This is a genomic window from Erwinia sp. MYb416 (genome assembly GCF_037479575.1).
Lineage (GTDB): Bacteria > Pseudomonadota > Gammaproteobacteria > Enterobacterales > Enterobacteriaceae > Erwinia > Erwinia rhapontici.
Genome location: NZ_JBBGYT010000437.1, coordinates 180,304 through 194,619, shown reverse-complemented (window position 1 = coordinate 194,619; position 14,316 = coordinate 180,304). Strand labels below are relative to the sequence as shown.

The following is a 14,316-nucleotide window of genomic DNA, read 5'->3' as shown; positions in this document are numbered from 1 at the left end:
TGCCCGACCCACAGGCATTAGCGGTCGTTCAGCGCCAGGAACGTCAACAGACGCAGACTGGCCGAATAATAATCCTCACTGCTGTTCAACGCATCATTAATATAACCGGTATCATCCAGCGTCAAATCACGTACCGCGAGCAGGCCGCCCGCCATATTGTACGGCGCTTTATCGTTACTCAGCACATCAATCCAGGCCGGCGTTTGCAGCCGCTGGAAGTTCATCCAGAAACGCTGGAACGGCACAAGTTGCAGCGAGGCAGGATCATACCAGTGCAGATAAAGCGGAACACGGATTGCATCATAACTGAAACGCGGCGGCCAGGCGGTAGCCGGAGCCATTGAACCGTCGGCGTTCATTGCCACCCAGTCCATTGGTAGGCCACTGTCACCAAAACGCATTTCAGAGAGCAACTGCGTACCATCGTCAATCAGAGCGTTCCACACCTTCAAATGGCTGCGGGCAGCAAAGTCACGCCATGCCGGGAAAACAAAGTAAGACGGGTTGAGGATCACATAGCTGGTTTTGTTAAAACCCTGGGCGCCAGGCAACATAATCGTCCGCCCGGCAAAGGTGATTACATTGCGGTCAATAATCGCTTTTTGCAGACGATCGGACGCTTGTAAATACGCCGGTACGTTCCACTTATTGCCCGCTTTCAGCAGGGCCCAGGCGATCAGCACATCACCATCAGAAGCGTTGTTGCGGTCACTGACCGGGTCGCTGGCACCGGGGGTGTACTTCCAGTAGAACAGACCGTTGTTCGGATTGCTGAGGTTCTTCTGCGTCCAGCCCCACAGGCTGTCAAAACTGCTGCGGTCGTTGTAATACACCGCCATCAGCATCGCATAGCCCTGGCCTTCCGTGTGGCTGACATTCTTATTGCCCGTATCCTGGATACGTCCTTCGGATGTCATAAAACGCGTTTTAAACGTGCTCCAACCGTCTGCGGCACTGGCCTGGGACATCCCCAGCACCAGTGCGAGCAGAATCATGCCTGTCCTGAGCATTGCCATCATCATATTCCTCACGCCTGGTAACGAAAACGCAGTGAGCTTTCACCGGTTTCTTCACAGGTCAGGGCAACGTTATCGCTCCCTCCCTGACCGCGCAGCCAGCGGGCATACAGGCCCAACAGAACCGCACCCAACGCCAGACGCCACTGACGGTCCGGCATCACCCCATCACCCGGCGGCAGCGCCAGATGATCGATAACAATCGCCGTCTCCGACGGTTTAAGATCAACAAATCCCCAGTTGAAGCGCGCCAGCACCTGATTGATCTGTGCTTCCAGATCCGCCACGGTAGCGATCGCTCCCAGCGGGTAACGGTGGGCCAGGTTATCGCCCATCTGACGTAAAAAGGCCTGACTTTCGCGCTCACCGGCGTTATTCAGCATCCCGTTAATCATCACACTCAGCAGATCAAACCAGCCCGGCTGATACTGCTGCTGACGGTAATATTGCAGGGTGCGTTCCTGTAACTGACTCATGCTTATTTGCCTCCCAGCATGTAGCGGAAGTAGAGCTGCGCTGTACTTTCGTTATAGTCGCCAAAGGTGTCATAGCCCAACTGACCGCCAATGGTAACGTCTTTGTTGATCTTGTAATCGGCACCCGCATGCAGGTTATAGCCGATGCCGCTTTTGCTGCCGCCGCTGAAGTAGGCTTCTTTGGCATAGCCCGCTGTGACCATATCTTCCAGCAGTGACTGATAATCGCTGTTGTTCGGGAAATAGGCAGCTTTATCCTGAGTATAGGACTGATAGCCCGCCGAACCGCCAATCTTCACGCTCACATCGTCATAGGTCTGGGTGAAGTCCACCGGGAACGACACGCTGACATAGTTCTGCGGGCTAAAGTAACCGCCTGAACCGTAGCTGAAGTTGCTGAGGTTTTTCGAGAAGTCCATCCAACTGATGTTGATCCCGGTTTTCAGCTCGCGGTCATTAAAGTGGAACGGACGCACATAGGCGCCGGCATTCCCCATTAACGAGGTGTTGCTGGCGACGTTTTCACCGATATAGCTGTAACCGCCTGCACCCACATAGAATCCGGCATCGCCGTCATCGTAGCTCAGCATGGCGTTACCGCCGTTTTTTGTCACGCGGCCCCAGCTCTTACCAGAGTAAGCATCTTTAACACCCACATAAGAGAGCAGGCTGTCGGTGACGGCACGGCGTTCACCGGTCAGGATCAGCGTCAGGTAGTCCGTCAGCTTCGGCGCCCACTTCACGCCACCGACCATGGTGCTGAGATCCTGGCCCAGCGGTGTACTGCCGAGGTCAATTTTGTAGCTGTCGCCGCTTAACGCCAGGTTCAGCTCCACACCGGTTGCGGTCTGAGAATCGGTTGAGGCTGACGATGCAGTATCAACGTTAACTTTACGAGAGGAAGCCGCCAGATATTTTGCCAGCGTGGCGTTATTGTTCAGGCTCTGCAAGTTACTCAGGCCACTGTTAGTGAACGGATTATAATCCGCACTATCAATACCTGTAAGGTTGGTAAGCTCAGCCCCCACGCCCGGGTTAGCGGCATCAAATGTCGCCTTCTCGGTGGCGGTTAACCCGCTGTAGTTGGTCTGCTCATTCTTGATATTCTGAATCAGGTTCTCTACAGACACACCCGCGGCACCCGTACCGAGACGGCGATAAGCATCCCCATCAGCACTACCCGCACTCAGCGTCATTGGCGTTACGGTAAACTCAAAACGCGCATCACCCAGCGGAGAACTTGACCACACCAGCGGGGCTTTGGCTTCGGTCAGCTTACTTAAGCCGTTTTCGCCGTCACGTCCACGGATCTGCACGCCCCCCTGCATCCAGGTTCCGGTATCTTTCGTCAGATCGTCCATCATGGTGTCGATCTGGTGCAGCGTCTGGTTCTGCTTGAGGGCGGCCTCTGAGCCACCGCCAACCACCGTCAGGCCGCCGCTGACACCCTCAATATCACGGTAGTCACGTGCATCCGGTGCCTGCTGCCAGGGCATGGTATTGCCATACACCGAAGGTGATTTGCGTACCGTCATGGTGGTGCGGTTGATAAACGGGTTATCTGATAACGTCAGCCCGCCAATACCGGCCGTGCTGCCCACGCTGCTGCCATCCAGGCCAATCATCTTGCCTTTCGCCGTGCGCAGATAGCTCAGCGCCTGGTTGTGGTCGCCTTCCGCTTCGGACACTCGCGCCAGCAGCAGCAGACGTTCCGGTGAAGGTTCCCCGCGCAGGCCACTGGCCAGACCGCGTGCTTTTGGCACGTCATTCAGCGCCAGGGCAGTATTGATTGCCCCTTCGCGCGCGTCCTGGGTCTCGGTGTCGCGCGTCATCAGGTAGTCGTAAACCACCGCCGCTTCTTTGTTGATTTTGCCGGACTGGTACAGACGCGCCATCGCGAACATCAGATCGGTGTTCTGTGGATCTTTCTGCAGGGCGCCAATCAGCTTGTCGTAGGCCGCAGCATACTGTTTGCGTTCGCGCAGGTTATCCACTTCATTGATCACCCCGCCGTTACGCAGACCTGCCAGCTGTTCGCTGGTGCTGCGTGACTGCAATTCCGGGTTACTGAGGAAGGCCTGCCCTTCTGCGCCCAGGCCCGCCTGGTTCAGTACCGCCACCTGTGCCGCGTAGTCACCGGCATTACCCTGCACGCCGCGCTGCATATTCGCGCGCACCAGAGCCACCGCCGTGGACATATCGCCCGCCTGCGCCAGCCCTTTCGCCAGGTTACCCACATCGGCCGGGTTCTGTGGCGGGTTCGCCGCCAGCGCTTTCAGCGTATTCGCTGCCGCCGCATTCGAGCCCTGCGCCAGATACTGTTGAGCGACGGACATCTGTTGATTGAAGTTCACACGTTGCACCAGCGCACGCATATCAGCATTCTGGCTGCGAGCAGGAATGCGGGACAGCAGGCTCTGCGCCTGTGCCCAGGCACCGCTTTCGCTGGCAAACAGCGCAGCAGCATACACTTCATTGCTGCTGGCACCGTTACGGAAGGCAGGCTGCATCACACCCGATGCGGCGGCGGTATTGCCCTGCTGCTGATAAATACGCGCCAGATCGAGGCGCAACCAGCCGTCAGCCGGGAAGCGCTGCATGCCCTGTTGCAGGATGCTGATGGCGCGCTGTGGATTACCCGCAGCCAGCGCCTGTTTCGCTTCACGACGTACCGGCTCGCTGGTCGCCACCGGACGTGGGGTCACCGCTTCGCGCACGCTGGAAGGCAGCGAGGCCAGCAGCGTGTTGGCTTCGGCGGTATTGCCCTGCTGACGCAGCACATAGAACAGCCCTTCTTTCGCCGGGCGGTTATCTGCATCACTCGCCAGCACATCACGATAGCTCTGTGCGGCCTGATCCAGTTGATTATTACGGCGCAGCACGTCAGCGCGGAACAGCTTCGCCGCTACGCCTTTCTCGCCCGCCGCCTGCGTTAACGGTTCACTCAGGCTCAGCGCCTGGGCGCTGTCGCCGGATTTCATCGCCTGCTGCGCACTGGCTAGCTGACCGTAGAAACGGGCATCTGTTGCCTGCTGCTGGCGCTGCTCGCTGTTAGTACCACCCAGCTTCGCGGCACGATCCAGGTAATCAGCCGCTTTGGCATAATTACCGCTGCGCTGCGCCACATAGCCGAGGCCGGCCAGCGCATCCGCATCTTCCGGGTTGGTTTGCAGGACCTGGTCGAACGCGGTTTGCGCACCCGTGACGTCGCCGCTGTTCAGTGCGTTAAAGCCCTGGCCTTTCGCTGCGCCGCCCACGTTTTTACGGAAGTAGTCCATCACCGTCTTATCCTGCGGATGACGTTGCTGGTAATTTTGGTACAGCGGGGCATCCCCGGCTTGCGGACCCAGCCAGAGCAGGGCCTGACGCAGAGAGCGGTCAGCATCGGCATTGCCGCCTGCCAGCCCTTCCAGCGTTTGCAGACCTTCACGGCGGGTCGCTTCCTGATAGGTTAGCGCTTTACCGAGTGCCAGCTTCGCGCCCGTATCCTGTGGATGCTGTGCTGCAAACTGGCGCAGGTTGTCTACCGCCTGCGGCAGCATGGCGCGGTCACCGGCCATTGTCAGGTAATACTCCGCCGCCACACTGGCAGGAGGCTCGGTGCCTTTAAAGGTATTACGCCAGGTCTGTAATGCGGCGGCGGTGTTGCCGCTGCGCGCCTGCTGACGTGCCAGCGACAGCTGCGCCGCCGGAATCGTTTGCAACTGGCGTGCGTTATCCAGCTCAGACAGACGCGAATCCTGCGGAGACACCTGACTCAGGCGTGCACGCCATTTAGCCGCCGCTGCCCCGTCACCGCTCTGCTGGGACCAGAGCGCCATCAGATACAGTGCCTGGGTGTTGTTGCCGTCCACCATCAGCACTTTGTTTAACGCATCACGCGCCAGCTCATCATGGGCTTTCTGATGCCAGTAGTTCGCCTGGTCAAACAGCGCCTGAATCGCCGGGTTACTCTCTGCGGCAAACAATGGGGATGCCATCACCGACAGCGCAAGCCCGCTGCCAATCATCCAGCAATGACGAATTCTGGCGGTTAATGGGGTGAGTTTGGTTTTCATCATTCTTTTGTCTCGCCAGAGCTATTGGAATTATTATTCGGTTGCAGACGACGCCGTGCATGGCGTTTCAGCAAGACATAGACACTCAGGCCCACCACCGTTGAACAGAACAGCGCCAGCAACGACAGCAATACCGCATGCTGGTTGGCATACCACACGACCATCATGTACCACGGCATCTGCCCGCTCGGGAACTGCGCGCCAACGCGGAAGCTGCGAATACCGTTTTCATCCGTAATGATCGCCGTATCGCCACGAATACCGGCGTTAATCCGCGATGAAGTCATGTCGGTATGCAAACGGGCCAGCTGGTTATCATCCGTTGCCACCGTCATGACCACGAGGCGGCTGCTGTTCCACGGTGAGCGATAGCTGATAAAGCCACGCCAGTCTTCATTTGACGAGAAGTAACGGTCAGCATCCAGCGTCTGGCGATACCAGTCACCCGTCAGCCAGCCACGCAGGTTATCCAGTATATTCGGGACTTTAACGCCCAGCGTATGGTTATTCAGCTCATACGGTGAACTCTCCAGCATCTCGCGGTTAAAGCTGGCCTGCGACAGCGTGGATACCGAGAGAATATCGCTGTTTTCCAGACGACCGCGCAGTGTGCCGGTCGTCGGAATACCAAACATCACGCTGTTCTGACTCAGCGCCGCACCCGTTGCATTACCCGAACGCCCTGCCATATCCAGCAGCGTACTGATTTCAGCATCGGTTGGGTTTGAGGGCAGCAGCAGCACCGTCTGCGAATAGTCAGCCAGACGCGAGAACGGGAAAGAGGCACCCACGAAGTAAGAGAGGTTCGGCAACAGCGTAAAGTGACGGGTATGACTCAGATCGATAAACGAATCATCCTCAATCCGGCTCTTAATGTTGTTATTGGTCAGCACGCTACAGGGGGCGCTGGCCTTGGGTTTGATGTTGAAATAGAGCTGCATCTGGTTGTCGCCGTAAATCAGGTACGGGTCCAGTCTCAGACTGTATTTCTCCTGACGTGCATCGCCGCCAAGGCGATGCCAGATGTTCTCCAGCAGGCCCACTTTGTTCACCGTCAGGTTACGCAGGAAGGTGCCGTTTAGCGTGACGTTGAGCAGGGAACGATCTTCATCAATCCAGCTTTCTGACGGGAAGCGATAGTTCAGCTGCACCGGAATGCTGTCACCGTCCCACAGGAACAGATCTGGCGCGGCGCGGAAGTTAACGCGCAGCGCATCGTGCCAGAGGCCGGTGGTGGTCAGGTTCTGATCTTTACGCAGCAACTCGCTCAGGCGAACCGGGCGGTCGGTATTAATCCAGCGTGGCGCATCGTAAGGCTGACGAAGCGGCATACTCTGCGGAGACACGGCCAGCGTAGACTCATCCACGCTGAGGGGTTGGATCAGTCGCCAGGTCGCCTGACGCAGCTGGTCGTCGGTTTTCCCGATAATCAGCAGCAGTTTATAGACCGGGTTATCCGGGTTATTCACGATTTGCAGTGACGGACCTTCGCTGTCCGGTAACGTCAGGCTGCCAATTTTCTCGCCGGGGTGACCAAACACCACGCCGTTTTTCTCGGGCAGTTGTCCACGAATCACCGGGAAGTTGATGCCGCGATAGTCTGCCTGAATCCCCATCCAGGATGACAGGATCGCCGCTGCACTGACTTCACCTGGCGTCACATTTTCGCCGAAGATCATGGCAACGCTGGACGGACTCATCCGCAGGGGATCAATAAACGGACGTGGGAAATTACGCAGGCTGGTGCCGATGTTCAACTGCTGGCCTTCCAGCGACAGCGTGGTTTTCGGCAGGATTGTCACCTGATACAGCTGATCGCTATCGCGCTCACAGATTAACTGGTCTGCATCGTTAACTTTGAAGCTCAGGTTATTGCTCGATACCACCATCGCAGCGGGAATATCCAGCTGATAATCTTCGCTGGCACGGTCGGACGCACTCAGTGGCAAGGTGCCCAGTGGCTGACCGTTCAGCATCAGTTGCAGCGAGGTGTTACGCGCTGCCAGTGCCTGTGACACTTTCAGCGACAGGTTCAGACGCGCATTGGTGATGACTTCATCCGTCGGCAGTGTAAAGACGATGCCTGACTGCAACTGTCCGCCGGTCAGTGTAATACCCTGCGTCTGGCCCATCTGCGCCACGCTGACCGTACTGGTCAGCGGCTGGTTGAGCATCACCGTTTCTGCTGGCGCCGCATCGTCCATCACCGGGGCCGGTAACGGTGGCAGGCCCGCAGGCAGCCCCTCATTAGTCCCCGGCGGCAGTGCGGCTTCTTCGCCCGCAGGTAAGTCGCCTTCCGCAGCAGCGGCAGGCTGATCGTTTTCTTGTAACTCAGCAGACGGTGCAACAGGTTCCGCAGCCGCACCGACATCGGCCGGCGGCGGAATATCAGACAGCGCGCTGCTGTCCTGGGTCACGCTGGTCGGATCGGCCTGAACACTGCCCAGGGTAAGCGCTGTACTCAGGCACAGTGCGCGCAGTAATAAATGCTTCATGCCACACTATCCTCTTCCGCTTGTGCCAGACGTTTTTTCTTGGCACGACGGTCTTTCCACGTTAGCCAGAACAGTTCAAATACCGTACGAATAATGGTTAACAACGAACGCAGCGGATTATCTTTACGTCCTTCCGGCTGAATCCATGCATCGGCACGCGACAGCACCACACGCACCAGTTCACGGCGGCGCGACAGCGGCATTTCGTGGAATTGCAGACGGATGACGTCATCTTCAGCACCGATAAACTGCGCAGGGATGGAGATCACACCGGATTGCAGGATGACATCAATCGCTTCAATCTCATCGTTTTCATGACGCTGGTCCGGGGCCTGAATCTGCGCCCCCCCCATCGACAGGTTGATGGTGGTGGCCCGCGAAGAGATGCCGCTGGCGTAATGCACTACGACCGGCAGACTGACATCAATACGGATGGTTTTACGCACCTGCTTGGTCTCACGCGCAACGGCGATGGCGGCCATCAGAATAATCAGGCTGAAGAAAGCCCAGCCGACGTTTAGCGCAATCACGTAAGGGTCAACGCCAAAGTAATCATGGGCGGTAGCGCGGATGATGCCGCTGACCACACCCACTAGCAGCAGCAGGGCGCAGATCACATGTGGACGAACGATGTTAAAGTCGAAGAAACCGACATCCAGCAGGCCGCCTTTATCCGTCACGTTAAACTTACCGTGCTTCGGTGAAATCATGGTCAGGAAGGTCGGGATCACCAGATGGAATGCCATCACCGTTTCGTATATCTCCCCCCAGAAGGTGGCACGGAAGCGACCATTCATTCGGGAGTTAACATACAGCGACATCACCAGATGCGGCAGCACATAAGCAAAGATCAGGCTGGCTGATGAGTGAATAATGTTCAGGTTAAACAGCAGGTAGGCCAGCGGTGCCGTCAGGAAGATGACGCGCGGCAGACCGAACTGGAAGTGCAGCATGGCGTTGAGATAGCACAGACGCTGCTGCCATTTCAGACCCCGGCCCAGCAGTGGGTTATCGACGCGGAAAATCTGCGTCATGCCCCGCGCCCAGCGGGTACGCTGAACAATATGCAGGCCCAGACGTTCGGTCGCAAGACCGGCCGCCAGCGGGATCGCCAGGAAGGCAGAGCCCCAGCCCAGACGCTGCATTTTCAGCGCGGTATGCGCATCTTCGGTGACGGTTTCAACCGCAAAGCCGCCAATCTCTTCCAGCGCTGAACGGCGGATCACCGCACAGGAACCGCAAAAGAAAGTCGCGTTCCAGTTATCGTTACCCTGCTGTACCGGGCCGTAGAACAATGCGCCTTCGTTAGGAATGTCACGCGCGGCTTTGAGGTTGCGTTCAAACGGGTCTGGTGAATAGAAGTAGTGAGGCGTTTGCAGCAGCGCCAGCTTTTCATCTTTCAGGAAGGCACCCACGGTCGCCTGGAGGAAAGTACGGGTCGCGACGTGGTCACAGTCAAACACGCAGATCAGTTCACCTTTGGTGATTTTCATCGCGTGGTTGAGGTTACCGGCTTTCGCATGGCGGTTATCATCACGGGTGATGTAGCCCACGCCCACATCGGCGGCAAAGCGGGCAAACTCGCTGCGCTTACCGTCATCAAGCAGATAAATTTTAATCTTATCGCGCGGGTAGTCGATGCACTGGGCGGCCAGCACGGTATCACGCACCACATCCAGGCTTTCGTTATAGCTGGGGACGTAAACATCCACGGTTGGCCACAGGCTGACATCGTCCGGCATTGGCTCAATAGTACGTTTAAGCGGCCATGAGGTTTGCAGATAACCGAGGATTAATATCAGCCAGACATAAAGTTCGGCAATAAATAACCCGATACCGAGAATGGCTTCTACTTCAGAATTAAAATGCAGCGTTTCCGTTGCGCGCCAGTAAATATAACGCGTAGACATCATTGCGGAGAGAATCACCATCACCAGCGAGATTTTTTTGCTCTTACTGATCCCTAATAAGAACAGGATCGCGATAGAGATTAAGCCGAAAATATATTGTTTCTGACTATCCATCGGCGTGATGATGATCACTGCGGCTAAGGGGGATAATATCAGCAGCAGCAGATAAAACATGACTTTATTCATAAGTCATCCTGAATACGGATTGTTATAGTTCGTGGCAGCCCCAAATAATCGGACCGCGCGTCTTCAGGCATCCCTGCCTGGCAATATTCCGGCAGTTAGCGGGACTTTAGCGGGGCGTGCATTTCACCGTCACCGACTTTGATGTCAAGCAACGCGGCAAGGCGTTTACCGATCAGCTCAATGTCAAATGCCGCGGCAGAGACCGGGCTAAAATCAAAAATAGACTGCTGGGAAGCATTGGCTTCCGCCACGCTTTCATCGCGGTTGACGACGCCCATCAGCTTGTCGCCGAGGCGTTGCTGCATGAAAGCGGTAACATCCCGGCTGATATTGCGGCGGCTATCGCTTTGATTAAGAACGAAATAATGACCATCACGGTGGTTGAGTGGGCCACCAATCATTTTCTCATTTTCAATTTGTGGTAACAGAGACAGTGAGGCCGTGTCTGCCAGCATAACCACTAAATGCATATCGGCCAGTGCGGCCATAGCTTTAAGGGCCGGACCCGGACCCGGAGGGAAATCAGCGATGATCACCAGCCCAGGATAGTTCAGGACCGTATGCAGACCACGCGCAAGAAAGTTAGAATCCTTGGTTAAATTCTCTTCGAATTCAACACGTTGCTCTTCTGTCGCCTCGCCATAAGGCAGAACAAAAATATTGCCACCCGTGGTAAGAATGGACTGACTCCAGTCAGAAGATTCGGCGGACTTCGCCACAAAACCACGGCTATCGGCCAGCGGAACACCAAAGTGCAGGCGCAGCGCATTTTGCACGTCAAAATCGATCGCCAGCACCTTACTGCCGCCACGAGCGAGGGCGTGAGCAAGGTTGGCTGCCATGGTGGTTTTACCCACACCGCCTTTAGGGGAGCAAACACAAACTAACGGCATGAGGCAATTTTCTCCAGCAAGGGATGTAACAACATATCTTTCGGAAGTGCAGCGGAGCCCGGCGCGGCTGCCGTGCTAAACAACTGTTTGTAGCTCACATTCGCCGGTGCTTCGACAGCAGGCGAATGTGCCGGCATAACGGGTTGAGCGTCAACAGCCTGCGGTACGTGAGCAGTGCCGGCCTGGAACACTGGCTGTGCCGGAACGACAGCGGCTGGCTGTGGTGCAGGCGCGGTACTGACGGCCAACTGCGCTAATAGTGAGCTACCGGATACCGCCGTTTGCTGTGCAACCGGCATGGCGCGCAGCGGAGCAGGCTCGGCTGCCGGTGCCTTAACCGTCGTGGGTTCAACCGCTTCAGCAGACGCAGCGGCAGGCTGCAACGAGGCTGAAATACTGTCGAGCAGCGATGCACCAACGCGATCTGAAGCGCCCGGCGTGGCAGGCACAAAGGACTGAACCGGCAGCGATGATATAGCCGGCGCGTTTTCCACCGATGACGATGTAAAAGCAGCAAAATCAACCGGTTGAGGAACAGCCCGATCAATACGCTGACTGTTATCCAGCACCGACCCTGCGCCCTCATTCAGCAACTGTTTGATGATGGCCCAATTGGTGGTTGTCGAGTTCAGCGTTTGCTCAGACATATCTTTGAATTCAATGTGGTTTGTTTGCGTTTTTTCCTTAAAACGCTGCAGGTCATCATAACTGTTCATATGTCTGATCGCGCAAGGTGGATGATTTCGCGGCAATATAACATACATTTTTAAATAGTTCAGACTATTCTCATATCATAGAAGAAACACTTTAAATGAGCTAATAACCTGAAATTTAATAAAAAAATATAATTACATAAGTGATATATCAGCCGGGTGATTATTTGTCTTAATCGTCTATTTATGACATTTTGATGTGAGCTATTTCGTGAAAATGAAATACCCTGCTAACTCTTACTCTTTCATAGCGGTTCATTTACCTCTGTAATATTCTTTCCAGTACATCGTTTTTTCTCTTTTCGCGTACAGGCTACCTAACCTACTGAAAAGAAACGTCTGTTGCGCGTGTTCTGCTCATTTCTGAGCACCTGGACTTAGAATCGATACATTAGCCTGCTTTTCATACAGCATAGCAGTACTTCATGAATCTCGTATTTCTCTTAAGCATTTCATCCGGCTTATGAGTAGAGGCATCTGAAAAATAAGAAGGGAAAAGACTGGTTGGGGCGGCGGCGCCCGGTCGATAGCGGGCGGGAAATGCAAAATGGCCCTTCCGGAGAAGAGCCATTTTCAGGGTAGCCAGATAGGTCAGGCCTGACTGTTTTCGTCCTGCTCCACGGCAAAGCAGGCTACCTGTTGTGCGCCGAAGGTTTTCAACTGCGGTTGCAGCTGCACGCAAGTGCCAAACTGGCGGCGGCAGCGTGCATTAAACGCACATCCCGGCGGCGGATTCAGCGGGCTTGGCAGCTCACCGGTCAGTTTAATACGCTCACGCCGCTCATCCGGGTTGAGACGTGGCGTCGCTGACAGCAGCGCCTGAGTATAAGGATGGCGCGGATTGGCGAAGATCTCTTCTTTACTCCCCTTCTCCACACAGCGGCCCAGATACATCACCATCACCTCATCCGCGATATGTTCCACCACCGACAGGTCGTGGGAGATAAACACGTAAGAGAGGCCGAGGTCCTGCTGCAGGTCCATCATCAGGTTCAGCACCTGCGCACGCACCGACACGTCGAGCGCTGATACCGGTTCATCGGCAATCAGCACGTCCGGGTCCAGCATCAACCCGCGTGCGATCGCAATACGCTGACGCTGGCCGCCTGAGAACATATGTGGGTAGCGATCATAATGTTCGGTTTTCAGGCCAACCTTCGCCATCATTTCCAGGGTTTTCTCCCGGCGCTCGGCGCGCGTAAAGTCCGTATTAATCAATAACGGTTCTTCGAGGATCTGACTGACCTTCTTACGCGGGTTCAGAGAACCGTACGGGTTCTGGAAAACGATCTGGATTTTCTGGCGACGAAGCTTTTGCGCCTGCGGGTCATGCTTCAGCAGATCCTGCCCCTGATAGAAAAGCTGACCTTCCGTTGGCGTTTCAATCATGGTCAGCAGACGGCCGAGCGTTGATTTTCCGCAACCGGACTCCCCCACCACGGCCAGCGTTTTGCCCCGCTCCAGATCGAACGAGACACCATCCAGCGCTTTGACCAGACGCTCCTGACCAAACAAGCCTTTTTTAACCGGGTAGTGCTTTTTCAGATCGATCGCCTGCATCAGCAGCGTCGGTTTATCGTGTTCAGGCTTCATAAGTAGGTCTCCCGGCATCATCCAGTGGGAAATGACATTTGGACTGACGCCCGGCAATATCACGCAGTGGCGGTTCCTCGCTGCGGCAGCGATCTTTGGCATACGGGCAGCGTGGGTTCAGCAGGCAGCCGTTCGGGCGATCATACTTGCCGGGTACCACCCCGGGTAACGAGGCGAGGCGCGCTTTATCCGCCGCGAACTCCGGCAGCGCACGCAGCAAGGCCTGGGTATAAGGATGGCGCGGGGCTTTAAAGATATCTACCGCCTTGCCGGTTTCCACCACCTGACCTGCGTACATCACGATAATGTGCTGCGCGGCTTCCGCCACCAGCGCCAGATCGTGTGTAATCAGGATCAGCGCCATATTCTCCTGGCGTTGCAGGTCAAGCAGCAGCTCAATGATCTGCGCCTGAATGGTCACGTCGAGCGCCGTGGTCGGCTCATCAGCAATCAGCAGCTTAGGTCGGCAGGCAATCGCCATGGCGATCATCACGCGCTGGCTCATCCCCCCCGAAAGCTGATGCGGATACACATCAAGGCGCGACGACGGGTCAGGAATACCAACCTGGTTGAGCAGGTCGATAGCACGCTGACGTCGGGTACGTTTGTTGCCGCCCTGATGCACCTTGATGGCTTCCATAATCTGGAAACCCACGGTGTAGCACGGATTGAGGCTGGTCATCGGGTCCTGGAAAATCATCGCAACGTCGGAGCCCACCAGCTGGCGGCGTTCTTTTTCCGAAATGCGTTTCAGGTCTCGCTGGTTAAACACCAGGTTGTCTGCCATGACTTTGCCGGGGTAATCAATCAGCCCCATGATCGCCAGCGAACTGACGGACTTACCGGAGCCGGACTCACCGACAATACCCACCACCTGCCCCTGCTCAACCTGGTAGCTGATGCGGTCGACGGCGCGGAAAGGTGCTTTTTCGTCACCGAAATGCACCGAAAGCTTATCTACAGTTAAAAGTGCCAT

The 14,316-nt window shown here is 56.0% G+C and carries 9 protein-coding genes; all 9 read right to left on the bottom strand.

Features of this window, described 5'->3' with window-relative positions; all coding sequences use genetic code 11:
* Positions 1-17 precede the first annotated feature (17 nt).
* Complete coding sequence (locus WH277_RS09125) at positions 18-1,016, bottom strand: glycosyl hydrolase family 8 (RefSeq protein ID WP_171149496.1); 999 nt, start codon at positions 1,014-1,016, stop codon at positions 18-20.
* An 11-nt stretch (positions 1,017-1,027) separates the two neighbouring features.
* A complete protein-coding gene (bcsD, locus tag WH277_RS09120) occupies positions 1,028-1,492 on the bottom strand; it encodes a cellulose biosynthesis protein BcsD (RefSeq protein ID WP_133844610.1) in 465 nt (154 codons plus the stop codon).
* Between the two features lie 2 nt (positions 1,493-1,494).
* Positions 1,495-5,550, bottom strand: a complete 4,056-nt coding sequence (locus WH277_RS09115) for a cellulose biosynthesis protein BcsC (protein WP_339505387.1) — start codon at positions 5,548-5,550, stop codon at positions 1,495-1,497.
* Complete coding sequence (gene bcsB / locus WH277_RS09110; RefSeq protein WP_133844612.1) at positions 5,550-8,045, bottom strand: cellulose biosynthesis cyclic di-GMP-binding regulatory protein BcsB; 2,496 nt, start codon at positions 8,043-8,045, stop codon at positions 5,550-5,552. The genes WH277_RS09115 and bcsB overlap by 1 nt, the downstream gene beginning before the upstream one ends.
* Positions 8,042-10,141, bottom strand: a complete 2,100-nt coding sequence (gene bcsA, locus WH277_RS09105; RefSeq protein WP_133844614.1) for a UDP-forming cellulose synthase catalytic subunit — start codon at positions 10,139-10,141, stop codon at positions 8,042-8,044. Before bcsA ends, bcsB begins: the two co-directional genes overlap by 4 nt.
* 95 nt (positions 10,142-10,236) lie before the next feature.
* Positions 10,237-11,034: a cellulose biosynthesis protein BcsQ gene (bcsQ, locus tag WH277_RS09100; protein WP_133844616.1), complete on the bottom strand. Its 798-nt coding sequence runs from the start codon at positions 11,032-11,034 to the stop codon at positions 10,237-10,239.
* Positions 11,025-11,750, bottom strand: coding sequence for a cellulose biosynthesis protein BcsO (gene bcsO, locus WH277_RS09095; RefSeq protein WP_133844618.1), 726 nt, complete (start codon positions 11,748-11,750; stop codon positions 11,025-11,027). Before bcsO ends, bcsQ begins: the two co-directional genes overlap by 10 nt.
* 588 nt (positions 11,751-12,338) lie before the next feature.
* Positions 12,339-13,340 (bottom strand): dipeptide ABC transporter ATP-binding subunit DppF, encoded by a 1,002-nt coding sequence (gene dppF / locus WH277_RS09090; RefSeq protein ID WP_133844620.1) that lies wholly within the window; start codon positions 13,338-13,340, stop codon positions 12,339-12,341.
* Positions 13,330-14,316 (bottom strand): dipeptide ABC transporter ATP-binding protein, encoded by a 987-nt coding sequence (gene dppD / locus WH277_RS09085; protein WP_133844622.1) that lies wholly within the window; start codon positions 14,314-14,316, stop codon positions 13,330-13,332. Before dppD ends, dppF begins: the two co-directional genes overlap by 11 nt.